Here is a 22582-nt window from a genome sequence, read left to right on the forward strand (position 1 = left end):
GCGGACACTTTCCGCGCCCGCCCCGATGGCGTCAAGAGGCCGTCAGACGTCTACTTCGTCTTGAGCCCGGCCAGGACCTTCTCGGGCAGGGCCGGGAGCTTGGTGATGCGCACGCCGCAGGCGTTGTAGATGGCGTTGATCACCGAGGCGTGCGGGCAGGTCAGCGGGATCTCGCCCGCGCCGGAGGCCCCGAAGGGGCCGTCCGGGCGCTCGGACTCCACGTAGATGACCTCCATGTTGTCCGGGATCTGCTTGATGTACGGGAAACCGGCGCCCGCCAGGGTGGAGTGCTTCTTGATGTCCTCATAGTCTTCGGTCAGGGCCAGGCCGATGCCCTGGGCCAGGCCGCCGTACATCTGGCCGTCCACCACGAGGCGGTTGTTCACCTTGCCGATGTCGGCCACCATGGTGATCTTCTCCATGGTGGTCTTGCCCGTGGCCAACTCCACGGCCACCTCGGACATGAACAGGCCGTACATGTAGCAGCAGAAGGGCTTGCCCTGGCCGTTCTCGTCGCAGTTGGTGGCCGGGGCGGTCCACTTGCCGCTGATTTTGGTGGGGATCTTCTCGGCCACCATCTCGGCATGGGTCCGGTAGCTCTTGTCGGCCTTGCGCATGGAGGCCAGCAGGAGTTCACAGCCGGCCTTGATGGCGTTGCCGGTCATGACCTGGGAGCGGCTGCCGCCGGCCGGGCCGGAGTTGGGGGCCTTGCTCGTGTCGTTCATGACCAGGCGGATCTTGTCCGGGGACAGGCCCAGGGGACGCAGGGCCTCGTGGGCCGTGCCCAGGGAACCGGCGTCCGCGCCCTGGCCGTGGTCCTCCCAGCAGGAGTACACGGTGACCCCGTTGTCCTCGTTCAGTTCCACGAAGACCTCGGAGGAGTCCGGGCCGTCCAGGCCCGCGCCGTACACGCCCACGCAGACGCCCACGCCGCGCTTGACCTCGGCCGTGGAGTTCGCCTTGGCCCGCTTGAGGGCCTCCTGGTACTTGGGCCGCAGGATGTCGATCATCTCGGGCAGGCTGTAGACCTCGGGGTCCTGGCCCGTGGGCGTGGTCGAGCCCTTGCGGTAGACGTTCTTGTAGCGCAGCTCCAGGGGATCCATGCCGAGCTTCTCGGCCAGTTCGTCCATGAGCAACTCGGAGCCGAACTCGCTCTCCGGCCCGCCGTAGCCGCGGAAGGCCGCGCCCCAGGCGTGGTTCGTGCAGACCGTGCGGCCCTCGCCCCGGATGCTCGGGATGTCGTAGCCCGCGCCGATGAACTGGGCTCCGCGCAGGGTCAGCAGGTCGCCGAACTCGGAGTAGGGGCCGTGGTCCACGGTCCAGTCGGTCTCCATGGCCAGGAGCTTGCCGTCCTTCTCGGCGGCGAAGCGCACGGTGGTGAACTGGGGCGAACGCTTGCCGGTGTAGGTCTGCTGCTGGTGATAGGTGTAGTTCAGGTACACCGGGCGTCCGGTGGCCATGGCGGCCACGCCCAGCAGGGCCTCCATGGTCGGGCTGAACTTGTAGCCGAAGGTGCCGCCCGTGGGGTTCTGGACCATGACGATCTTGTCCGCCTCCAGCCCGATGCCGGGAGCGATCATATACAGGTGCAGGTGCAGGCCGATGGACTTGGAATGGATGACCAACTGGCCCTGCTCGTTCATGTAGGCGCACCCGACGTCCGGTTCGATGGGCAGGTGCGGCTGACGGGAGGTGTAGAAGTCGCCCTCCACCACCACGGGAGCCTTGTCGAACAGGGGCTTGGTCTCCGGCCCCTTGGCGATCTTCTGGATGTAGTAGACGTTGGGCGTGCCGGGGTGGATTTCGATGGCGTCCTCGGCCATGGCCGCGGGCGCGCTCATGTATTCGGGCAGTTGCTCCAGGTCCACCTTGACCTTCTCGGCGGCCGCCTTGGCCTGCTTCTCGGTCTCGGCGCAGACGATGGCGATGGCGTCGCCGTACTGGAAGACCTTCTCGTCACAGAGGATGGGCCGGTCCCAGCCGTCGCCCTTGTTGGTGGGGAAGGTGATCAGGCCGGTGATCCGGTTCTTGCCCTTGACGTTCTTGTGGGTCACGACCTTGTACACGCCGGGCATCTTCTCGGCCTCGGAGGTATCGATGCCCTTGATGTTGGCGTGGGAGACCGTGGCCTGGACCAGGGCCAGGTGCAGGGTGCCCTCGGGCATCTTCAGGCCGAGGTCCGCGCCGAAGTCCCAGGTGCCGGTGACCTTGGCCACGGCGCTGGGGCGGGGCAGGTTCGTGCCCCAGACACGGCCGTCGGCGGGCAGCTTGTAGCGCACGTCGGCCGCGCGCATCTCGCCGCGCAGTATCTTGGCCGCGTCCATGACCGCGTCGGTGAGCTGCTTGTAGCCGGTGCAGCGGCAGGCGTTGCGATGCTTCTGGAACCAGTCGCGGACGTCCTCGCGGCTGGGCCGGGAGTTTTCGTCCAGCAGGGCCTTGGCCGAGACGATGAAGCCCGGGGTGCAGAAGCCGCATTGCGCTCCGCCGTGAGCCATCCAGGCCTCCTGGATGGGATGGAGGTTGTCGGGCGTGCCGATGCCCTCCACTGTGGTCACGCCGGCGCCGTCGGCCACGCGCTTCATCTTGGTCACGCACGATCGCACGAGCTTGCCGTCCAGGATCACGCTGCATGCGCCGCACTGGCCCTGGCCGCAGCCGACCTTGACCCCGGTGAGCAGAAGCTGCTTGCGGAGCACGTCCGCGAGGCTCTCCTCGGGATCGACAACCAGGGTTCTCGGAACCCCGTTGACGGTCAGGTTCAACTTGATCATTCCCTGCCTCCTTGCCGTTTGAGGGTCTTCAGTGTCTTGTTTCGCTCGCGACGCGGAGCGTTCCGCCTCGTCGGCGGTCAACGCCCCTTGCCGAAGGGGCAAATGGGGAAACGGCACTGCGCGCAGCCGGAGCAGAAGCCGCCGTGACCCAGGTCCACGATGTCCTTCTTTGTCACGGTGTCCCCGGCCAGCAGCCGGGGCACGATGAGATCGAAGATGCTGGCCTTGTGGTACATGACGCAGCCCGGCAGCCCGAGCACCGGCACCTCGCCGATGAAGGCCAGCAGAAACATGGCTCCGGGCAGGACCGGCGCTCCGTAGGTGACGACCCGGGCCCCTGCGGAACGGATGGCCGAGGGGGTGCGGTCGTCGGGGTCCACGGACATGCCGCCGGTGGCCACGATCATCTCCGCGCCCGCGTCGAGCAACTCCCGGATGGCCCCGGCGGTCATGGATTCGTCGTCCGAGACCAGAATTTGGCGGAAGACCTCGCTGCCGAGGTCATGGAATTTTTCGCGCACCACCGGGCCGAAACCGTCCTGGATGCGGCCGTGGTAGACCTCGCTGCCCGTGGTCACCATGCCCACGCGCAGGCAGCGGAATGCCTTCACCCGGATGATCGAGCCCCGGGCGCAGACCGACTCGGCGCGTTTGAGCTTTTCCTCTTCGATGACCAGGGGCACCACGCGGGTTCCGGCCACGGCCTGGCCCGCGCGCACCCGCTGGTTGCCGTGCAGGGTGGCGAAGACCATGTCGTCCACGGAGTTCAGCTCGCGCAGGGCGTCCACGTCCACCGAGAGCAGACCATCGTGGGCGGCAGTGAGGGTGATCTTGCCTTCAGATGGTTCGGACAGGTTCAGCCCGGGGCCGGCGGCCGCGACGGCGATGCGGCGGGCGGCTTCATCCTCGTGAACGAAACCCTGTTGGAGGTCGAAGACGTAGATGTTGTCTTTGCCGATCTGGAGCAGCCCGGGGATGTCCTCTGGGCGGATGACGTGGCCTCTGCGGAAGGCCGGGCCCTTGCTGCGGCCCGGGACGATACGGGTGAGGTCGTGGCCCAAAACGGTGCCGACGGCTTCCTGGACCGGGATTGTCTTCATGCCCTTTGTGGAGCGCATGATGCTCACTCCTCCAGGATGTTCCGGCAATCCGGCCGAAGTGGGGAGGCGACACGGACAGCGGATATTCCGTGAGTTTTTCTTACGCCAGTCGTGACATAAGAGTCAAATCAAAAGAGTGATTCGTCCTGTTGAATCAATATGTTAAAGTGAACATAACAGCTATTAAAACGGTCCGGTCGGTTGATCGGCCGCGTTCGAGGATCATGTGCGGAAATGGAAGGCCGTCAGCGGAGGCGGGAAAGGTTTTTGAGGTCGTCGCCGGTCTCGAAGTTGCAGACCACGGTGAGCACGTTTTTGCCGTTCCGCCGGTCGTAGCTCAAGGAGGACATGTACTTGCGGAGGCGGTAGATCTGACGATCCGCGCGGGAACCGGAGGCCAGGCCTTCATCGGTGTCGGGGCCCAGGGCCGCCAGGGGGTCGTCCGGGGGGCCGTCCTCGGCCATCTCGATGATGATGGCCTGGGGCAGCACCGTGAAGACCAGTTCCAGATCCGGGCGGCGGCCGTCGAGCATGCGGGCCAGGGCGCGTGTGCCGTAGGACTCGACGGCCCCCGCGCGTTGGTTTTCGTATTCCAGGTAACGCAGCAGGGCGTATGTCATCAGTTCCTCCAGGGCCGTGCAGGCGTCGAAGATGGGCTTGACCCCGATCCCGGCCGCCTGGGCCAGGCGGGTCAGGGCGCGTTCGGCCGTGACGATTTCGCTGGCTTCGTTCTTGACCACCAGATGCAGGGTTCGGGCAGGCTCGGCCTGGTCCATGTGCTTGGCTTGTCGGCGGCGGATCAGCGGGTCGCAAAGCTTTGCCGCGATGATCACTGCGGCCACGAAGCCCAGGAACCACCAGAGCGGTTCCAGGCCGGGCGTACCGATGTCGGCGTTTTGCGGGAGTGGCGCGAGGTTCTCCCGGGGGGTGCGCGTGAGAATCCAGACGAACAGGCCGCAAAGGATCGTGAAGGTGGCCGCGAAGGGCGTGATGGAGGCCCATATCTTGCGCTGACGACTGAAGAACGTCCCGGCCGCGTAACGCACGGCGGCCATGGCGAGCAGGAAGCCGACGCCTAGGGAAAGGAACTGAACGGCATGCACGAGTGTGGCGTCGGGGGACATGCCCAAGGGCAGGTCCAAGCCGTAGCGCTGTTCCGCCATCCATTGCAGCACCGTGCTGCCGCGGGCGAAGAGGTGCAGTCCCTGGGCCAGATGAGCGCCCAGGATGAGCGGGATGATGGCGTAGCTGAAGACCGAGAAGTTCATCTTCACGGAGACGCCGTTGAACAGCGTGGCCGCCTGGCTCGCCAGGGTCAGGCCCAGAAGGAAGAGCCCCTGCCAGGCCAGGAAGAAGAAGGTGAAGCCGGTTCGGTAGCCGAAGTGCCGGGAGAGTAGGTCGAGCACCTCGGGGAAGGCATGCTGGAACTGGGTCGCCGAGATGACCCCACCCAGGAGCACGGAGAGGATCGCCTCCATGAGTCCGGGCTTGCGCAACAGCCAGAGTTCCCTTGAGGGCAAGCGGAACTCCACTTTGGCCGAGTCCTTGGGGCAGGATTTCACGCAGTTGCCGCAAAAGATGCAGTAGGCGTTGGTCTCCTTGATGCGCGGGAATTCGTTCATCGGGCAGCCCGCCACGTGGCTGTTGCCGTAATAGCAGATTGCCGCGTTGCACGTGCGGCACTTGTCCGGGTTGCCGCGGATCTGGAGCATGCCGACCCGGGCGTAGGCCACACCCATGCCGCCCAGAGGGCACATGTAGCGGCACCATGCCCGGCGTTCGAACACCGCCGAGGCCGCCAGCACGCAGCCCACCACCACCAGGAGCAGGATGGCCGTGGCTTTGGGGTGGGAGGGAATGACGAACGCTTCCTCGGCCCAGACGATGAGCACCAGGAAGAAGCCGATGACCAGCGGGCCGAATTTCTTGACCCAGTTGGGCACGGGCAGGTTCAGGCCGCAAACCGCGCGCAGACCGTCGCCCAGGCAGCCGAAGGGGCAGACCGCGCACCAGAACCGGCCCAGGAGGAGGTATTGGACGATGAACAGGGGCCACCAGAACAGCCACATGAGCACGTTGCTCGGGTTGTCCGTGGGGTTCTGGGAACCGGCCAGAAGGAAATAGACGCCAAGCCCCAGCAGGGCCACGGAGACGGCCCGGAGGATGCCCGGAAAGTAGGGCGACTTGAAAAGCCGCTTCGTCCTGAAGAGTTGGGCCATGACACACTGGAATTAGGCGCAAAGGGAGGGAGGTGTCAACGCGGCCCCCGGACGAATCGGGGCCGGAGCGTCTGCTTGGCGATCAAAACGGCGAGGCCGATCCCGGCGACGGGGTGCGTCGCAGCGGGTCCGGCCTCGCGAGGGGCATGGTCCGGCTGCTGCCGGAGGAGTTTTCAGTCCACCGTCAGGCCTTTTCGAAAACAGGCCAATCCCGTGAACGGGCCTGGGCTCCCGAGGAGGAGATCAGGAGGCAGGCCCGCCCGGGGAGGGCGTCCGCCGTGGCCAGCGCCTGTCCCGGAGGCAGGACGAACAGGGCCGTGGCCAGGGCGTCGGCCTCCATGGCCGAGGGCGCGGCCACGGAGACGCTGGTGATCTGTCGGGGGCAGCCGCCGGTGCGCGGATCCACGATGTGGTGCAGGCGGCCGGATGCGTCCAGGGGGGCTTCATAGCTGCCGGAGGTGGCCACCGCGCCGTCGCGCAGGCGGAGAATCGAGGGGTAGCGGCCCCGGCGTTCGGGATCCTCCACCGCCACGCTCCAGGCCCGTCCGGGCGCGGGGCCGCCAGCGGCGCGGATGTCGCCTCCGGCGTTGATGAGATGGTCGTTCACGCCGAAGCTCCGAAGGGTGTCCGAGGCGCGATCCACGATGTAGCCCTTGGCGATGCCGTCCAGGGTCAGTGCCATGCCCTGCCGGCCGAGGCGAACGGTCCCGGAGTCGAGACCGACCGCCCCGGCGTCCACGAGGTCGAGAACCTCGCGGATCTCGGCGCGGGAAGGACCGGGATCGCCGGGGGCTCGGCCAGCCCGATCCTTGAGCAGGGTCACCAGCGGAAGCACCGTAGGGTCGAATGCTCCGCCGGCGACATCGCGCGTCCGCAACGCCCGATCCACCACGAACGACAGCTCCGGGGGGGCGTTCCGAAGCGTTCCGTGCCGGTTCAGGTGGGACAGGGGGGTATCGTCGCGGTGGCGATCCAGGATGCCGCAGAGACGTTCCATCTCGGCGAAAGCCGCCTCAATGGCCTCTTCGGCCCGGTCCTGCGAGGGGTGCATGGCGGTCATGGTCACGAAGGTGCCCATGAGGAAACGGGTCCGCTCCAGGCGCAGGCGCTCGGGGGCGGCGGCTTCGGCCGCGGCCAGGGACGGGGCCAGGGACAGGCCCAGGCCCAGGATGCCTCCGGCGCGGAGGAATTGACGGCGGGTGAGGATGGCGTCAGGCATTGCCTTGCTCCTTGCGGGAACCGGGGTGGGGCTTCACGTCTCGGTCTCCGGCGAATTCGAATCCGGCATCGGCGTCGTAACAGGTCAGGCCGCAGCGCAGGCAGCGGCTGGATTCCTTGATCGCCTCGCGCTCCTGAATGCCCCGGCGCACTTCCATGGTGAAATGCTGCCGTCGCATGTCCACGGGGATTTCCGGGGCGATGACGCGGGGGATGGTGTACTTCACGCGCATGTCCTTGAGGATGCTTTCAGGGATGACCCGGACCTGGGGTTCGACGGGTTGCGCCACCTCGCCGCTGGTCACGAAGAGGTGGATGGAGCGCGCGGCCTTGCGGCCGTCGGTCACGGCCTCCATGACGATGGCGCGACCGCGGCGGACCTCGCCGCCCACGAAGACGTTCGGCAGGTTGGTCTGCATGGTCGTGTCGTCGCCGTCCAGGGTGTCCCGGCGGCTCCGCTTCAGGCCCGCCAGACCGCTGGCTTCGTTGAAGGGCGTGAGATCGGGCTTGCGGTCCGTGGCCGCGATGATCAGGTCCACGTCCTCGATGATCTCGTCGGTGTCCGGGAGGGGGATGATCTCGCCGGTGGCCTTTTCTTGGTCCTTGTAGCGGCACTGTTGGAACCAGACCTTGGTGCCGCGCCCCGAGGCGTCGGTGACGATGGATACGGGCAGGGTCTGGAAGAGCACTTCGGCCCCGATTTCCTTGGCGCGCTCGACCTCTTCCTTGTTGGCGGGCATCTTGCGCTGAATGTTCGGAGAAAGAACCACGGTGCGGCGGGCGCCCATGCGGGCCACGGCCCGCGCGCAGTCCAGGGCCGTGTTCGTGTCGCCGATGATGACCACCGTCTGGTTGCGCAGCGAGGACCAGAGCGAGCCGAGACCGGTGAGGAATTCCACTCCGCCCTGGAGGTTGCGGGCGTCCGAGCCGGGGATGTCCAGGAGCGGCGTGGTCCAGGCGCCAGTGGCCAGGAACACGGCCTTGAAACCTTCCGCCTCCAGATCCTTGAGCCCGAACTCGCGGCCCAGTGTCATGTAAGTGCGCAGCTCCACGCCCAGGTCCAGGATGCCCTGGACTTCCCAGTCCACCACGTGGCGGGGCAGGCGGAATTCCGGCACGGCGTAGCGCAGCAGGCCTCCCGCCTCGGCCCGGGATTCGAAGATCACCGGGTGATGTCCCAGGCGGCGCAGGAAGTAGGCGCAGGAGAGCCCCGATGGGCCGCCGCCCACGATGGCGATCTTGATTCCGGTGTCCGGGCCGCAATGGATGGGCACGCGCTGGCCGGAGTGCATCTCCCAGTCGGCCACGAAGCGCTCCAGGGTGTTGATGGCCACGCCTTCGTCCACCAACTTGCGGCGGCAGATGTCCTCGCAGGGGTGGGGGCAGACGCGGCCCACGATGGCGGGCAGCGGGTTGCGGTTCTTGAGCGTCAGCAACGCGCTTCGGTAGTCGCCGCTCTTGACCTGCTGGATGAAGGTGCGCACGTCCAACTGCACCGGGCACTTCTGCATGCAGGGGGCCAGACAGTCGTCGAGTTTGTTCACGTGCAGAAGGCTGGCGGAGAAGCTGGTGATGCGGATGGCCCCGGTGGGGCAGACCTCGGCGCACTTGCCGCAGGAACGACAGAGGGCCTTGTTCACGATGGGCAGGCCCTCGGCCCCCAGGCGCACGGCCCCGAAGGGACAGGCCCGGACGCAGGAGCCCATTCCGATGCAGCCCATGCCGCAGGTCTTTTCGCCGCCGTAGAGCATGGCCTCGGCGCGGCAGTCGCGTACGCCTTCATAAGCGAACATTTGGCGGGCCCGGTCGCCACCGGAGCAGATCAGCGAGGCGACCTTGGGCTCCTTGTAGGCCACGCTGAGGCCCATGACCTTGGCTATGGCTTCGGCCACGTCCATGCCGCCGGCCACACAGACCTCGGGCGGAGCCTCTCCCGCCACCACGGCGGCGGCCGCCGCCGAACAGCCGGGGAAGCCGCAGCCGCCGCAGTTGGCGCCGGGCATCACTCCTTCGACCTCGGCCACGCGCGGATCTTCCTTGACTGAAAACACCTTGGAGGCCGCAGCCAGGAGCAGGGCGGCCGCCAGACTGAGACCGAATACGACCAGAACCGAAGTGGTGACCATGGTTACTCCCTTACGAAGCCATGCCGGTGAAGGCCAGGAAGGCGAGCGACATGAGACCCGCCGTGATCAGCGCGATGGGCACTCCCCGGAAGACATGGGGGATGGGGGAAATGTCGAACCGTTCGCGGATGGACGAGATGATGACCAGGGCCAGGGTGAAGCCCACTCCGGTGGCCAGGCCGAAGACCACCGACTTGGTGAAGCCGTAAGAGTTCTTCTGCACCAGGATGGCCGAGCCGAGCACAGCGCAGTTGGTGGTGATGAGCGGAAGGTAGAGGCCGAGGGCCCGGTACAGGGGCGGGATCATCTTCTTCAGGAACATCTCCACGAACTGCACCAGGGAGGCGATGACCAGGATGAAGACGATGGTGCGGAGATAGTCCAGTCCATACGGTTCCAGGAGCATCTTCTGAATCGGCCAGGTCAGGGCCACCGACATGCCGATGACGAAGATCACCGCTCCGCCCATGCCAAGGGCCACGTCCGTGGACTTGGAAGTGCCCAGGAAGGGGCAGGTGCCGAGGTATTGCACCAGGACGATGTTGTTGATGAACACCGCCGAGATGATGAGCAGGAAGTATTCCATGGTTCCTTTCCTTCGCGCCCGCTAATCCCGGGAGCACAACTTGCAGCTGCCGCAGGTCGAACACGAGCTGATGGCCTCCAGGGCTCGCGGAGGCTCGTTTTCGTGGCGCTTGGCGTTCCAGCGGTTGAGCGCGTTCATGCCGGCCAGGATCAGGCCCAGGCAGATGAACGCTCCGGGGGCCTTGACCAGGATGCTCACGGGCTCGAAGCTCGACCAGGTCACGACCTTGCCGAAAAGCGTACCCGCGCCGATGAGCTCACGCAGGCCGCCCAGGAAGGTCAGGGACATGGTGAAGCCCATACCCATACCCAGCCCGTCCAGAACCGAGAGAAAGACGGGGTTGCGCGAGGCGAAGGCCTCGGCGCGGCCTAGAATGATGCAGTTGACCACGATGAGCGGCACGAAGATGCCCAGTTCCAGGTACAGCGGATAGGTGTAGGCCTGCATGAGCAGCTCCACCGCCACCACCACTGTGGCCGCGATGAGAATGAAGCAGGCGATGCGGACCTTGGAGGGGATGATCTTGCGCAGCAGGGCCACCAGGAAGTTGGAGACCACGAGCACGAAGATCACCGCGCATCCCATGCCCAGGCCGTTTTTGGCGCTGGTGGTCACGGCCAGGGTCGGGCAGAGGCCGAGAACGATGCGGAACGGCGGCAGTTCCCGCCAGAGTCCCTTGGTGAATTCCTTGACGGCGCGTCCCATGCGGACCTCCCTGTCAGCGAGGCCAGGCGGCCAGGGCGCCCGGCTTGATTGCGGTGTAGGCCTCCGCGGCCTTGCGTACGGCAGTGACCATGCCCGTGGAGGAGTAGGTGGCCCCGGACACGGCGTCGATGTCGCCGCCCTTGTTCTTGAGGTCGAGGCCGGTCAGCGGGTGGTCCTTGTATCGTGAGGTCACTGCGGGCTGGAACACGCGCGTTCCAAGGCCCGGCGTTTCGGAATGGGTGGTCACGCCAATGGCCTGGACCACATCCTTGCCGGGATCGAAGGCGACCATCACGCCCACGTTGCCGCCGTAGCCTGGGCCATGACCCTCTATGGCCAGCGCCACGAGTTTGCCGGCGGAGAGAGCCGGATAGACCGTGATTTCCGCCCCGTCGGCCAGGGCCATCTTGCGGCGGTCGGCGATCGGGTTGTTTTCATGCTCGGGGAGCACCGCGGCCAGGGCCGGGCCCTGCACGAAGGTCAACACCTGCTCCTCGATTCGGGTCCGGGTGGCCTCCTTGAGCGAGGCCAGGGTGAAGCCCGAGGCCGTGCCGATGAGCGAGAGGACCACGATCATCTTGATGATTTCACGCATGGCGTCTGCCTCCGAAGAACTTGGGCCGGACGCGGTCCAACAGCGGGGCCAGGAGGTTGGCCAGGAGAATGGCGAAGGGGACGCCATCGGGGTAGATGCCCCACTGGCGGATGACCAGAACCAGAACTCCGGCCAGGAAGCCGTAGAGAATCATGGCCCGGTGCCCGGAGGGCGAGGAGCCGGGGTCCGGGGCCAGGAAGAAGGCGCCCAGCAGCACTGAACCGGTGCAGAGATGGAACAGGGGGCCCGCCTGGGTCAGCGGGTCCAGCCAATGGAACAGCGCGGCCATGGCCGCAACTCCGGCCAGGAAGGCCAGGGGGATGTGCGGCCGCAGGCGGCGGGAGGCGATCAGGAACAGGCCTCCCGCCAACAGCGCGATGCCCTGGGAGGCGCCGATGGCGCCCAGCTGGTTGCCCAGGAAGAGGTCGGCCAGGGGGAGGTGGTCGATGGCTCCTGTCCCCAGATATTTGAGCTGCGCCAACGGGTCCGGGGTTGGCCAGTGGGCGAGCATGAGATCCAGGTCCATGTACTTGGGCCAGGAGACCTCACAGACGGCCCAGCCGATGAGCGGGGGACAGAAGGGGTTGGACCCGAAGCCCCCGAAGACCGTCCGACCCAGCGCGATGGTGCAGAAGCTGCCTGCCGCCACAAGCCACCAGGGGGCCGTCGCGGGCAGAAGCATGGCCAGGAGCAGGCCATGGAACAGGGCCGTGCCGTTGTCCACGTCCACCTCGCGTCCGGCCAGCATCTCCAGCAGGATCTCGCTGATCACCGCCATGGCGCCGGCCAAGGCCACCACGCGGGCGGCGTCCAGTCCGTACCGCCATGTGCCCATACCGAGGGCCGGGAGCAGGGCCAGGCAGGAAAGGGCCATGAGCGAACCCAGGGTCCGACCGCAGCGCCAGTGCGAGGGCGGGCCGACGGTGAGACGGACCTGGGTGATGGCGTGTGGTTTTACGACAAGGGCGGCCATGCGAACTCCTCATTCATCCGTTGGGCGTTCAATGGACCACTCCGTCCATGGGCCAGGGGTTGGCCGCGTCGGCCAGCTCCTTGCGGGCGAAGCGGATGTAGTGCAGCAGGGGGCGGCGGGCCGTGCACCAGTAAGAGCACTGGCCGCACTCCATGCAGGAGGCCAAGCCGTAGGCCAGGGTTTTTTCGAACTGGCCATATTCCGCGTAGCGGCCGATCATGTCCGGCCGGATGCGCGCCGGGCAGTGCAGGACGCATTCGCTGCAATTGATGCAGGGATCGCCGACCATGGGGGGGAAGGCGTCCTTGGGAACCACGGTCACTGCATAGGCGCCTTTCTCCAGGCCGTGGTCCACGTCGTAGACCGTGTAGCCGCGCATGGGGCCGCCGATCACGAGGCGGTCGCCCGCGTTGATGGGCACCCCGGCGAATTCGAGAATGTAGGACAACGGGGTGCCGAGGACGGCTCGATAGTTCTTGCCCGCGAGGGTGAAGACGGTGTCCGTCACCGGACGTCCGGTCTCCATGATCCGGCCGATGAACCAAAGCTTCATGACGCTGACCGCGATGGTGTTTTCCGGCTTCTCCCGCCCCGTGGCGGCGAGAACCGCGAGGTCGGACAGGGAGTTGGGGTACTCCGGTTTGACCCGTACCGTTTCGCAGCCGGGCAGATTCTGGTCCAGGGTCGCGGTGACAAGGACCATGCGCTGGGGGGCGATGAGCTTGCGCACCGCCTCAAGGCCGCGCAGAAGGGTGGGCTGGGCATCGCGCATGAGCTGCTCGGCGACGGATACGGTGGGTTCGGGGTTGACCCCGTTTATGACCAGAATCTCTCTGTTCAGCATGAAGCGATCCATGCGCACGCCGAGCGTCCGCAGAGCCTCGCGCAAGCCCTCGGTATCCTCGGGAATATCCATGGGCGGTAGGGGATCCAAGGCGGCCGAAGCCTTCATGGTGACATAGGCGAAGTCGGCCTTGTCCACCACGGCGCTCATGGGCGCATGCACCACGCCGCCCAGGGGCTTGGGATGCCTGGCCAATTCCGCGCCGGCGGCCAGCTTTTGGCCTCGCTGCACCTGGATGTCGTAGCCGCAGACATAGAGGTTCAGCCAGTCCGGGGCTGGGACGTCGATGATCTCGGAGGACAGGGGACTTTGCAGTGAAAACGTTGGCTTGCGCATGCTCATTTCCTTTGCAGATGGCAGGCGTTGCAGCTCTCTTTCCCGAACGGCCCCGCGCCCATGCTTTCATGGCAGTTCATGCATTGGGCATGGAGAGCGTCGGTGCGCAGGGGAATGCCGGAGACGTCGGGCTGGTCTGTCGCGGTCTGGTCGGCCTTCGGCGGTGCGGCGTGGCAACGCGTGCAGGCGTTGATGCTTTTGAAGGCGGTACGGTGGGTCGCCTTGAACGTCGCATCGAAAGCCGCGGGGTGACATGAGCCGCAGGCCTCGGGATTCATTGGATCCGCCCCGTCGTGGTGGCAGTCGCCACAGGCCAGACCGAGGTCGTCGGCATGGTGCCCGTGGCTGAAGAGGACTCGGCCTCCGGCGTTGTCCAAGACGATGCGCGGGGGGGTGCCCTGGGCCGGGGCGATGTGCAGATAGCCGAATACGGCCACCAAGCACAGAACCGCCGTAATGGCGGCGATGGGATAATACCTTTTGCTCATAGTGCCTTGCCTTGGTCCGACGTTGTGGCCCCATATTCCTTTACGCAAACACTCGGGCAGGGGCTGATTCAGCAATCAGGCCCTTTAGCAATACTTGTACCAAGAAAAAATGGCGAGAGCGAATTCGCGCATAAGTTAATCATATTAATGTATTATGCCGCTTATCGCAAGCCGGTCATGAAAATTTTGCGCGAAATTCAGACTGATCTTGCCACGTGTTTGCCGCAAATGTTGCGCGATTCCTCGCGGTTGATACACGCGAAGAGGGAAGGGCAATGGTGTTTCTTTCTCCCAACTCCAGCCAACATGTGGGCTTATCGGGGAAATTTCTAGATGTGATTGCCCGCTTCTTCGAGCAAGGCATCGAGAGGCCGTCACAAAGGATTTCACCCCTGCGCACCTTGTCTTACTGTGTCTCGCGCTATTTTTCAGCGATGCCTCGAGAGCATTTCAAGGAAACCGGAAATCCACATGCTCAGAGTGAATGGAGGAAGTTCCCCGCGTCTGTCCTCTTCGGGACGGATCATCCTGGGGGGGCTTGCCTTTTGCTGCATGAGACGATAGGAATTTTCAGCTTTAGAAAAACTGTAGACCGGAGCCCGAATGCTCAAGCGAATATCGTCCCAGAACCTGAGGGTAGGGATGTTCGTCGTGGAGTATGGCGACGGTTCTTTCGATTGCCCCCGTGTGCGCCTGGACCGGCAACTGGAGTCCCTGGCCGACGTGGAGGCCGTGCGGCGAGAGAGCAAGGAAGCCATGGTGGACATGGCCTTGAGCCGCATCAGTCCGGAGCCTGCCCCTCCTGAGAGCGAAGGGCTTTCCTCCATCCCACCATTCCTGCCCAGCGGCACGCTGGGGCCGGAACCCATGATTTCCCTGGCCGAAGAACTGCGCGTGGCGCGTGCGGTCTACAACAAGTCCCTGGACTTCATGAGTCGCTTTCTGCGCGACGTGAAGCTGGGCCGCGCGACCAGCGTGGGGGAGGCCGAGCAGGTTGCCGGTGAGATCGGCGCCAGCGCGGCCCGCAACCATAAGGCCGCCAGCAGCCTGTCCATCACCCGAAGCCACGGCTATGTGACCAATCACAGTGTCAACGTGGCTTTCCTGGCGGCCGCCCTGGGTGTGCGGCTGTCGTTGCCCGAGTCCCATCTGCATACGCTGACTCTGGCGGCTCTTCTGCACGACGTGGGCAAGGCCCTGCTGCCTGACGCCGTACTGCACAAGCCCGGCAAGCTTACAGCCAAGGAATATGCCCTGGTCAAGCGCCATCCTCAGGACGGCCATGATCTGTTGGCGGCCCAGCACCTCTTCTCCCGCGATGTGCTGGACGCGGTTCGGGATCACCATGAGTCGCGTGACGGCACCGGCTACCCCGGGGGCAAGGCCGGTGAGGAGATCAATCCCTTCGCCCACTACCTGAGCATCCTGGACGTCTACGACGCCCTCATCAGCTACCGCACCTACCGTAGGGCCCTGACACCCTTCCAGGCCCTCAAGTTCCTTTACGCCAATCGCGAGACGCGCTTCAGCTCACCGCACCTGTTGGCGTTCATCCGCTTCATTGGGATCTACCCGGTGGGCAGCTTCGTACGGCTGGCCGACGGCTGCTACGGCTTGGTCACGGACTTTCACGAAGACAAGCCCGACGCGCCCCGGGTCAAGGTGGTCTTCGACAAGCGGCTGCGTCCCATGCGTCCGGTGACCGTGGACACGGCCCAGGGCAACGGTGGGGCGAGGGTGGTGGAACTGGGGCTCAACCCCAAGGACTACCATCTGAACACGGAACTCTTCTTCCCCTGACGCGCTGGCCTTCCGGCCGGTGGTCATTCTCCTCTGAACATCTCGAGATAATTGGCGAAGAGCCTCGGGCTCAGGCGAGAGAACTGGTCGAAGTCGGCCACGATCTCCAGTCCCGGCACGATGGCCCGGGCCACCGGGATGCCCAGATCCTTGCGGGTCAGGTCCGCGTAGATCACCGGGTAGCCGTTGGCGATGAGGGTCTCCTCCAGCACGAGCAGGTCGCCTTCCGGGCTGCCCGTGCCGAAGTCCGGCAGATCCTCCAGGCGTCGCACGGCCAGTCCCTCGGGCGCGGGCGACCCGGCAGGGCCCGGAAAGGGGTAGGGCGTCTCGGTCATGCCCGAGACCAGGGCCCGGCGGCCGGAGAGGTTGCAGCCCATGCCCTTGTTCACGTCGCCCCGGCGGCCCAGGACGATGGACTTCCAGCAGGGCACCCCGAACTCCGGGGTGACGTCCAGGAACCAGGGGGCGATGCCGCAGGCGGCATAGTCTTCCAGAAGCTTGCCCACGAGGGGGTCGTTTGTCTTCAGGCGGAAGCAGCGCGCCGGATCGAAGGGGCGCACGGCTTCGGCGTCGCGCTCCAGAACCTCGCAGAGTCCGGCCAGTCGCGCCTCCTCCGGGGTGTTGCCCGAGGCCAGCCCGGTGGAGCCCAGGGCGCTGAACAGGGCGGGCTCGTCCAGGTTGCAGAAGAGGAAGACCAATTGGGCCGGGATGAGGATCGGGCGGCGGCCCTTGGCGTCCGCCATCTCGGCCTCCATCCACCAGAGCTTCTGCCCGGTGTAGGGGGCCTCCAGACGCAGGTGGTTGGGGTCCAGGGCTTCGGCTGTGGCGGAAACCTCGGCGTGGCTGCCGTGGACCAGGGGATAGTCCCTGGAATAGCCCCGGATGCCGTTCGCATCGCAGCTCGCGTAGGAGGAATAGCGTTCGCACATCTCCATGAGATAGGAGGCTCGGGCGGCCTCCAGGCTCAACCCGCGGCCGTAGGCGGTCTGCATGCCCTGGAACTGGACGTCCTGGCGGCCGCTGTCCGCGCGGAAGCGCGCCAGCCAGGAACGCAGCAGGGAAAATGGACTCAGGGCCGCCTTGTGGGCCATCTCCCGGGTCAGGATGCAGCCGACCTTTTGCAGTCGTTCCGTGGCCAGGGCGATAGTCTCTTCCAGCGGGCGGCGTTCACGGGGGGCGGGCAGGCGGCCTTCGTCGCGCAGGCGGTCGCGCGTGACGGTGGCGGTTACGGCCGGTCCGTCGGGCAGATCCTCGGGCGCGAAGGGTATGGCCAGTCCCGTCTCGTCTGGCGCGGGCAGGGGGGCATGGGCCGTGAGGTTGGCCTGGAACAACCGGATCCACTGGCGGTGCAGATCCTGGTCCGGCATGAGGCTTGACCGGATGTGAATGAGCGGGGTGTTTTCAGACAGCTCCCGGGGATCAAGTCCGTCCAGGCGGGGCAGGAGATGGGCGAATCTCTCGTGGGCCAGACATGTCTCGCGCAGCAGCGCGGCCAGCACGAGGTCGCCTCGGCGCTCCCCCGTGGTCACCTCGTCGATGAGTTTTTCCAGCTTGCGTGTGCGGTGTCCGCTCATGCCCTGAAGCAGGAACTGATGCATGAAGTCGTCCAGGGGATGCTCCCGCAGATACTCCAGCATGTCGTTGAAGCTCAGGTTCTGGGCTGGATGGGCCATGAAGCAGCCCACTCCGGCGACGTTGTCCATCAGCCGCAGTTCGTAGCGCATTCGCGTTCCTCGTTGTCGGTTCGGCGGGCGGAGCGCCCGCCGGGAACGATAGGCCAAGCGTGCGGGGGATTCAAGTCCGACGGGGGGCGGGATCAGAGATCCTGAGTCGGCTCCTCGTCGCCCCAGGCGACCACTCGGTTGCGGCCTTGTCCCTTGGCCCGGTAGAGCGCCTGGTCGGCGCGCTCGAGCATGTCTTCGAAGACGTTGGAGCCGAAGAGCGGCGTCCGGGAATGTTCGGCTACGCCGATGCTCACGGTGTTGTCGAGGCGCGCGCCGCCTTCCTCGCAGGGGGTACGGACCACAGCCAGACGGATACGGTCGGCCAGGAGACGTGCTTCCTCGGTGTTGGAGCCGGGGGCCAGAACCACGAACTCCTCGCCTCCGGCCCGGGCCAGGAGGTCCGAGGTCCGGATGTTGGCCGCCACCACCCGGGTCAGATGCACCAGGAAGCGGTCGCCGACGAGGTGCCCGTGCTGGTCGTTGACCCGCTTGAAATGGTCGATGTCGATCATCAGGCAGGAGAAGGAGGCCCCGGAGCGCAACGCGACCTGCAACAGGCGGGGGCCTTCCGTGACCAGGAAACGGCGGTTGTGGATTCCGGTGAGTTGGTCCGTGATCGTGGCCTGTTCGAGAGCCTCGATGTGCTCCTGGGTGGTTTCGGACATGCGGTTGAAACTTTGGCCCAGGAGTCGGAATTCCAGCGGCGAGTCGCGGAATGTCTCCATATCCACCGTGGTTCCGTAGCGGCCTTCGTGGATGTCCTGGGCCGCGCGCAGCAGGCGCCCCAGGGGATCGATGATGCGCCGCGCCAGGAGGCGGGCCAGAAACAGGGCCGCCAACAGGGCCAGGGCCAGGCCTGAAAGGATGAGCAGCAGGGCCCAGACCCAGGACAACCCCTCGCCCACGGCCACCAGCGCCGCCACGGCCACCAGGGTCGGCGTCAGGAGCAGGCCCCAGCCGCAGAGCCGCAACAGTCCCTGGATGTGCTGGGTCTGGAAGATCAGGCGGGAGGCGCGATCGTCGTCCATGGTCTAACCTCGCGCCTTGTGCTCGCGCAGGCGTTCGCGCAGCTCACGCACCGCCAGACCCGCTTCCCCGGAATGGTCCTCGTATTCGATGACCGCTCCGCCGGAGGTGTGCAGGGCCACAGCCTTGCCGTTGACCTCCACGTGGGTGATGTCGCGGTAGTAGACGTCCAGGGTTCCGGCGTCGCGCATCTCATACGCCAGGGGCAGGTAGGAAAGCGGCGGAAAGATGCGGCCCTCCTTGCGGGCCACCACCAGAAAGTCCTGGCGCGGCGCCATGAGGGTCAGGAGCACGTGGTCCGGCAGGCTTTTGACCAGCCAGTGGTTCAGGCAGCCGCCGTACTCCAGGACGGGAAAGGCCGGTTCGCCCGGAGCCAGGCCGCATTCCCGACGGGCCTCGTCCTCCAGCAATTCCAGCAGGTCTTCGCGGAATCCGTCGTAGAGGCCGCGGATGAGCCTGGCCCCATGCATGTCGGCCAGGAGCGGAACCAGAACCAGGAATGCGCCCGGGCCCTGGAACAGGAGCAGTCCCCCGGCCAGGCACAGGGCGTAGGCCAGGGTCTTGAGGCCGGGGCTGGCGGCGAAGCGGAGGAAAAGGCGGTCCCGGAGGTCCACGAGCGGCTCCCTGCGCTGAATGGCCGAGCTATAAATGGCTGCGCGGGCCGCGTCAACGAGCCTGCGGGTTCAGGCCGGACCGTCGAGCAGGGCCTCGACCCAGGGCAGCAGACTCGCGGTCATGGCTTCCACCCCCAGGGCGTTGGGGTGCAGACCGTCCGGCAGAGTCAGCGCCGGGTCGCCGAAATAGGGTTCCAGGATGTCCGGGTAAAGCGGCAGGCCGAGTCGGGCGGAGAGGCGCGGGAAGAGCGCCTGGAATTCCCGGCCGTAGGTTTCGTCCACCCAAGGCAGGGCGCGCACGCCGACCAGGAGCACGGCCGAGCCCGCTCGTCGCAGACCGGTGGCCATGGCCGCCAGATTGCCTTCGGTCTCCTCGGGAGGAACCAACTGGTGGCAGTCGTTGGCCCCGAATTCCAGCAGCGTGGCGCGGGGAGAGTTGGCCAGGACGTCGTCCAGCCGACGCAATCCGTCGGCCGAGGTCTCACCGGAAATCCCTAGGTTCAGTGCGCGGAGTTCGCGGCCGTCCGCGCGCAGGAGCGCCTCCAGGCGGGCGGGCAGGGCTCGGGCGGCGGGCAGGCCGTACCCGGCGAAGAGGCTGTCTCCGAAACAAGCCAGGCGTTGCAGCGCCACGGGCTCACTCCTGGTTCATCCAGGCGCCCACGGCCTTGGCCGCCTTGGGCCATTCGGCCGAGAGGCGGAGCTTGAGGAATTCGGCGAACACGGAGTCCAGAAGCTCCACGCACTTCTCCAGAAGGTAGATCTTCTCCAGGAATTTGGAGTCCGGGTCTTCGTCCTCCTGGTCGCGCAGGTCCACCTTGGGGGTCTTCAGCCCCGAAATCCCGAAGTCGTCGGCCTTGAGCGTGACCTGCCAGGCATCCTGGTCGATCTCCAGGCGCAACTGGGCCTTGTTGACCTTCTTGCCGGTGCGCAGACCCGTCTTGGCCTCGGCCAGCTCGCCGCGCGGGCTGCTCACCGTGGCGGTTTCCAGGCTCTCGCCCTCGCCGCCCTGCACCGAAACCTTCTGCTCCACATGCAGGGCGAAGGACTGGCCGGTCTTGCTGCTGAACATGCCGTCGCGCTTTTCCGAGGCGTACCAAAGCCAGGTGAGGAAATCCTGTCCCAGGATGGAGTTTTCGCGTTGTACCAGAGTGAGATCCATGCCGGGCTCCTAGACGAAGAGGGTGGGTTCGAGGTGTTCCAGAGAGGCGGCCGCGTCCTCGCCGAGCATTTCCAGGGCCAGGAAAAAGGGCGAGAGGGGCTCGAGGTGCAACTCGAAGGTCATGGCGAAGTGGTCTTCGAACAGGGCCCGGACCTTGCTGTTGGTGGTGTCCAGCCAGACCTGGTTGGTCTGGGTGTTCCAGAGCGCGCCGAAGACCGCCGGAATGGGCAGGGAGCGGGCCATGAGCTTGAGGTGGACCTGCTCCTTGAGCTCGCGTTTGCGGTCGCGGGAGAGGAAGTTCTTGCCCTGCTCCTTGGCCTTGGCCAGCTCGGCGTTGAGGGCCAGCTGATAGTGTTTTTTGAACACGGCGGGCTGCACCCGGCGGGTCTCCAGGCGCAGGGAGAAGGCCAGGTAGTGCGCCTTCTCCGGCGGCGAGGCGGCCCAGCGCACGTCGAGCATGTCGTCGATGTTGGCCCATCCGAAGGAACGCTCGTCGGCCGTGGCGTCGATGTCGCGGAAGGCCCACTCCTTGAGCCGATCCGGGACGGCCTGGAACAGCGTGTCCGGCACGTCCTCCACGATGCGGTAGCGGGTCAGGCCGACGCTGGATGAAAGAAAGCTCACGAAGACCTCCTGGACGGCCGGGGTGGCCGGTTGCCCACCTGGGTAAAGACAAAACCGCCGGTTGTCCAGCCCGGGTGGTGGGCTTGAGCGCGTCGTCCTCTTGTCCTATTCTTGCGGCGGGCTTTGAAAATGAGGAGGAGTACGTGAACGAGAACTCCCTGGAACTGCTGGGGGCGTTTCTGGAAGAGCGGGCCGCCCTGGTACGGGCCCTGGAGTCGGAGGCGTTCGGCCTGCTGCACGGCGGCAACGACCAGAAGGGATATGAGGAGAAGATGCGGGAGAAGGCTGCGCTTCTGGCCGCCCTGGCCGAGGACGCCGCCCCCTTGCTGGAGGACGTGGACGACGAGACGGCCGATGCCCTGGCCTCCCGGCTGGAGGCGTTTTCCCGCAGCGCGGCCAACTCCCTGCGGGTGAAGAGCGTGTTCTACATGTCCGCGCTGCTTTACCCGGAGGACTACGTGGACGGAGCCAAGAACGACCTGGAGAACTTCATCGACGAGGTGCGCCGCCGGGCTTAGGCGTGGCTTTGGGAGTTCCTGGTCTGGTCGTCGGCGCGGTCGTGCGGGCCGAAACCGTCGTCGGTGTTTTGGCCGGGACTTTCACCGGACCCTTGATCGGGGCTTTGCCTGGGGTCGCGGCGGCGGACGTGGTTCCGGGTTTGGCCTGCTGGGGCTGGGAGGAACGTTGGGCCGTCAGCACGATCTTGTACACCGCGTCTTCCTGGGGCCGAGTCAACTCCAGAAAGGCGCAGCCCACCACGCCGGAGTCGTGGCGCATGGCCTTGGCCGGGAGCCCCTGAGCCAGGACTTTGCCTCCTCCCCGCAAGGTCAGGGTGAGGACCGTGCCGCCCTTGACGCGCGGACCCTGGAAACGGAAGCCGAGGCCCGTGGCCGATATGTCCGTGGTATGGTAGACGCCGCCCAACTCGGGGCAGGCCACGTCGAGGCCACGGACGGTGACACGGAAGGCTCGCCTCTTTTCGTTTTTTACCTCGGGTTCCTTGATGTCAAGGGGCAGATCGCCAGGCCCCTGAGCCTCGGCGTCGGGTTGCGTCTGAGGGGGAACCTTGGCCGTGGCGGTCTTGGCCTTGGCGGGATCGGGTTTGTAGCTGAAGGCGAAAGGAACGGGCGTGGCCGTGGCGTCTTTCTTCCTGGTGGGCTTCTTGAGCTTCGGCGCGGATTTTTTCGGGGCGGCGGTGGATTTCGGCTTCCGCCGCAGACAGTTGAGCAGGGCGTCCCACAGGGGCGCGAACAGGCGCTTGAACACGGCAAACCCCCGGATTCAAGGTGCGATGATTCCGCCCTAAGCGCTCAAGATCAAAAAATCAAGCTCGGACGGCCTGCGTGAGCCGATTTCGAGGAGTCGTCCGTGAGCGTCATGCCCCTTGACTTTTTTCGTCTTCCGGGACAGAGAAGAAAAGCCCTTCCGAGCGGAAGGCAAGCGATCCACAAGGAGGCTTCGACATGATCGGCGAACTCATCACGGACATGGCCCACAGCACCACCCAGGGCATGATCGGCGTTTCCCTCATCTTCATCTACTTGGCCTGGATCGTTTCCGTGGCCTTCATCCGCATCCAGCAGGGCAAGAAGGAAGAGCATCACTAGAATTTTTCCCGCCGCCGGACACGTTCCGTGCGGAGTGGATTGCGGAAGCGAAAAGCGGATGCCGTCT

At 65.8% G+C, this 22582-nt stretch carries 21 protein-coding genes; 3 read left to right on the forward strand and 18 right to left on the reverse strand.

The window, feature by feature from the left end:
• Positions 1 to 50: 50 nt before the first annotated feature.
• The 11 genes from H587_RS0100125 to H587_RS0100175 all read right to left on the reverse strand — a co-directional run bounded on the left by H587_RS0100125 (position 51) and on the right by H587_RS0100175 (position 13961).
• A complete protein-coding gene (locus tag H587_RS0100125) occupies positions 51 to 2771 on the reverse strand; it encodes a molybdopterin-dependent aldehyde oxidoreductase (RefSeq protein ID WP_027174518.1) in 2721 nt (906 codons plus the stop codon).
• A 77-nt stretch (positions 2772 to 2848) separates the two neighbouring features.
• Positions 2849 to 3871: a molybdopterin-binding protein gene (locus H587_RS0100130; RefSeq protein WP_027174519.1), complete on the reverse strand. Its 1023-nt coding sequence runs from the start codon at positions 3869 to 3871 to the stop codon at positions 2849 to 2851.
• 245 nt (positions 3872 to 4116) lie between these two features.
• A complete protein-coding gene (locus tag H587_RS19435; protein WP_051202336.1) occupies positions 4117 to 6090 on the reverse strand; it encodes a 4Fe-4S binding protein in 1974 nt (657 codons plus the stop codon).
• A 184-nt stretch (positions 6091 to 6274) separates the two neighbouring features.
• On the reverse strand, positions 6275 to 7309 hold the full coding sequence (locus H587_RS0100140) for an FAD:protein FMN transferase (RefSeq protein WP_027174520.1): 1035 nt from the start codon (positions 7307 to 7309) through the stop codon (positions 6275 to 6277).
• Positions 7302 to 9434, reverse strand: a complete 2133-nt coding sequence (locus H587_RS0100145) for an RnfABCDGE type electron transport complex subunit B (protein ID WP_027174521.1) — start codon at positions 9432 to 9434, stop codon at positions 7302 to 7304. The genes H587_RS0100140 and H587_RS0100145 overlap by 8 nt, the downstream gene beginning before the upstream one ends.
• A 10-nt stretch (positions 9435 to 9444) precedes the next feature.
• Positions 9445 to 10020: an electron transport complex protein RnfA gene (locus tag H587_RS0100150; protein WP_027174522.1), complete on the reverse strand. Its 576-nt coding sequence runs from the start codon at positions 10018 to 10020 to the stop codon at positions 9445 to 9447.
• Between the two features lie 21 nt (positions 10021 to 10041).
• On the reverse strand, positions 10042 to 10725 hold the full coding sequence (gene rsxE, locus H587_RS0100155) for an electron transport complex subunit RsxE (RefSeq protein ID WP_027174523.1): 684 nt from the start codon (positions 10723 to 10725) through the stop codon (positions 10042 to 10044).
• Positions 10726 to 10738: 13 nt separating this feature from the next.
• Positions 10739 to 11320, reverse strand: a complete 582-nt coding sequence (gene rnfG, locus H587_RS0100160; protein ID WP_027174524.1) for an RnfABCDGE type electron transport complex subunit G — start codon at positions 11318 to 11320, stop codon at positions 10739 to 10741.
• A complete protein-coding gene (locus H587_RS0100165) occupies positions 11313 to 12293 on the reverse strand; it encodes an RnfABCDGE type electron transport complex subunit D (RefSeq protein WP_027174525.1) in 981 nt (326 codons plus the stop codon). Before H587_RS0100165 ends, rnfG begins: the two co-directional genes overlap by 8 nt.
• 28 nt (positions 12294 to 12321) lie before the next feature.
• The gene (locus tag H587_RS0100170) at positions 12322 to 13473 is read right to left on the reverse strand and encodes a 4Fe-4S dicluster domain-containing protein (RefSeq protein ID WP_027174526.1); all 1152 of its coding nucleotides are present in this window, start codon (positions 13471 to 13473) and stop codon (positions 12322 to 12324) included.
• A gap of 2 nt (positions 13474 to 13475) precedes the next feature.
• Positions 13476 to 13961, reverse strand: a complete 486-nt coding sequence (locus H587_RS0100175; RefSeq protein ID WP_027174527.1) for a cytochrome c3 family protein — start codon at positions 13959 to 13961, stop codon at positions 13476 to 13478.
• A 603-nt stretch (positions 13962 to 14564) separates the two neighbouring features.
• On the opposite strand from H587_RS0100175, the gene H587_RS0100180 reads away from it, so the two are divergent.
• The gene (locus tag H587_RS0100180; RefSeq protein ID WP_084630289.1) at positions 14565 to 15761 is read left to right on the forward strand and encodes an HD-GYP domain-containing protein; all 1197 of its coding nucleotides are present in this window, start codon (positions 14565 to 14567) and stop codon (positions 15759 to 15761) included.
• Positions 15762 to 15784: 23 nt separating this feature from the next.
• Here the strand turns inward: H587_RS0100180 and H587_RS0100185 are convergent, their stop codons facing one another.
• From H587_RS0100185 to rdgC, 6 genes are all read right to left on the reverse strand, one after another.
• Complete coding sequence (locus tag H587_RS0100185) at positions 15785 to 17485, reverse strand: YcaO-like family protein (protein WP_027174529.1); 1701 nt, start codon at positions 17483 to 17485, stop codon at positions 15785 to 15787.
• 92 nt (positions 17486 to 17577) lie between these two features.
• Complete coding sequence (locus H587_RS16705; protein WP_051202337.1) at positions 17578 to 18513, reverse strand: GGDEF domain-containing protein; 936 nt, start codon at positions 18511 to 18513, stop codon at positions 17578 to 17580.
• A 3-nt stretch (positions 18514 to 18516) separates the two neighbouring features.
• Positions 18517 to 19125, reverse strand: a complete 609-nt coding sequence (locus tag H587_RS0100195; RefSeq protein WP_027174530.1) for a hypothetical protein — start codon at positions 19123 to 19125, stop codon at positions 18517 to 18519.
• A gap of 69 nt (positions 19126 to 19194) precedes the next feature.
• On the reverse strand, positions 19195 to 19755 hold the full coding sequence (locus tag H587_RS0100200) for an arylesterase (protein ID WP_034608372.1): 561 nt from the start codon (positions 19753 to 19755) through the stop codon (positions 19195 to 19197).
• 4 nt (positions 19756 to 19759) lie between these two features.
• On the reverse strand, positions 19760 to 20284 hold the full coding sequence (locus H587_RS0100205) for a hypothetical protein (RefSeq protein WP_034608373.1): 525 nt from the start codon (positions 20282 to 20284) through the stop codon (positions 19760 to 19762).
• 9 nt (positions 20285 to 20293) lie between these two features.
• Positions 20294 to 20908 (reverse strand): recombination-associated protein RdgC, encoded by a 615-nt coding sequence (gene rdgC, locus H587_RS0100210; protein WP_027174533.1) that lies wholly within the window; start codon positions 20906 to 20908, stop codon positions 20294 to 20296.
• Positions 20909 to 21051: 143 nt separating this feature from the next.
• On the opposite strand from rdgC, the gene H587_RS0100215 reads away from it, so the two are divergent.
• On the forward strand, positions 21052 to 21426 hold the full coding sequence (locus H587_RS0100215; RefSeq protein ID WP_027174534.1) for a hypothetical protein: 375 nt from the start codon (positions 21052 to 21054) through the stop codon (positions 21424 to 21426).
• Here H587_RS0100215 and H587_RS0100220 read toward each other — a convergent pair.
• Positions 21398 to 22174, reverse strand: coding sequence for a PilZ domain-containing protein (locus H587_RS0100220; protein WP_027174535.1), 777 nt, complete (start codon positions 22172 to 22174; stop codon positions 21398 to 21400). The two genes, H587_RS0100215 and H587_RS0100220, sit on opposite strands and share 29 nt — an antisense overlap.
• A 197-nt stretch (positions 22175 to 22371) precedes the next feature.
• On the opposite strand from H587_RS0100220, the gene H587_RS20765 reads away from it, so the two are divergent.
• Positions 22372 to 22515, forward strand: coding sequence for a hypothetical protein (locus tag H587_RS20765; RefSeq protein ID WP_169432731.1), 144 nt, complete (start codon positions 22372 to 22374; stop codon positions 22513 to 22515).
• Positions 22516 to 22582: the final 67 nt, after the last annotated feature.

It is taken from the genome of Desulfovibrio aminophilus DSM 12254, from assembly GCF_000422565.1.
Taxonomy (GTDB): Bacteria; Desulfobacterota; Desulfovibrionia; order Desulfovibrionales; family Desulfovibrionaceae; genus Aminidesulfovibrio; species Aminidesulfovibrio aminophilus.

Excerpts from the sequence above, each read along its gene's own strand:
- H587_RS0100125 (WP_027174518.1), bottom strand. The coding sequence starts at position 2,771 with ATGATCAAGTTGAACCTGACCGTCAACGGGGTTCCGAGAACCCTGGTT.
- H587_RS0100130 (WP_027174519.1), bottom strand. The coding sequence starts at position 3,871 with ATGAAGACAATCCCGGTCCAGGAAGCCGTCGGCACCGTTTTGGGCCAC.
- H587_RS19435 (WP_051202336.1), bottom strand. The coding sequence starts at position 6,090 with ATGGCCCAACTCTTCAGGACGAAGCGGCTTTTCAAGTCGCCCTACTTT.
- H587_RS0100140 (WP_027174520.1), bottom strand. The coding sequence starts at position 7,309 with ATGCCTGACGCCATCCTCACCCGCCGTCAATTCCTCCGCGCCGGAGGC.
- H587_RS0100145 (WP_027174521.1), bottom strand. The coding sequence starts at position 9,434 with ATGGTCACCACTTCGGTTCTGGTCGTATTCGGTCTCAGTCTGGCGGCC.
- H587_RS0100150 (WP_027174522.1), bottom strand. The coding sequence starts at position 10,020 with ATGGAATACTTCCTGCTCATCATCTCGGCGGTGTTCATCAACAACATC.
- rsxE (WP_027174523.1), bottom strand. The coding sequence starts at position 10,725 with ATGGGACGCGCCGTCAAGGAATTCACCAAGGGACTCTGGCGGGAACTG.
- rnfG (WP_027174524.1), bottom strand. The coding sequence starts at position 11,320 with ATGCGTGAAATCATCAAGATGATCGTGGTCCTCTCGCTCATCGGCACG.
- H587_RS0100165 (WP_027174525.1), bottom strand. The coding sequence starts at position 12,293 with ATGGCCGCCCTTGTCGTAAAACCACACGCCATCACCCAGGTCCGTCTC.
- H587_RS0100170 (WP_027174526.1), bottom strand. The coding sequence starts at position 13,473 with ATGCGCAAGCCAACGTTTTCACTGCAAAGTCCCCTGTCCTCCGAGATC.
- H587_RS0100175 (WP_027174527.1), bottom strand. The coding sequence starts at position 13,961 with ATGAGCAAAAGGTATTATCCCATCGCCGCCATTACGGCGGTTCTGTGC.
- H587_RS0100180 (WP_084630289.1), top strand. The coding sequence starts at position 14,565 with ATGCTCAAGCGAATATCGTCCCAGAACCTGAGGGTAGGGATGTTCGTC.
- H587_RS0100185 (WP_027174529.1), bottom strand. The coding sequence starts at position 17,485 with ATGCGCTACGAACTGCGGCTGATGGACAACGTCGCCGGAGTGGGCTGC.
- H587_RS16705 (WP_051202337.1), bottom strand. The coding sequence starts at position 18,513 with ATGGACGACGATCGCGCCTCCCGCCTGATCTTCCAGACCCAGCACATC.
- H587_RS0100205 (WP_034608373.1), bottom strand. The coding sequence starts at position 20,284 with ATGGATCTCACTCTGGTACAACGCGAAAACTCCATCCTGGGACAGGAT.
- H587_RS20765 (WP_169432731.1), top strand. The coding sequence starts at position 22,372 with ATGATCGGCGAACTCATCACGGACATGGCCCACAGCACCACCCAGGGC.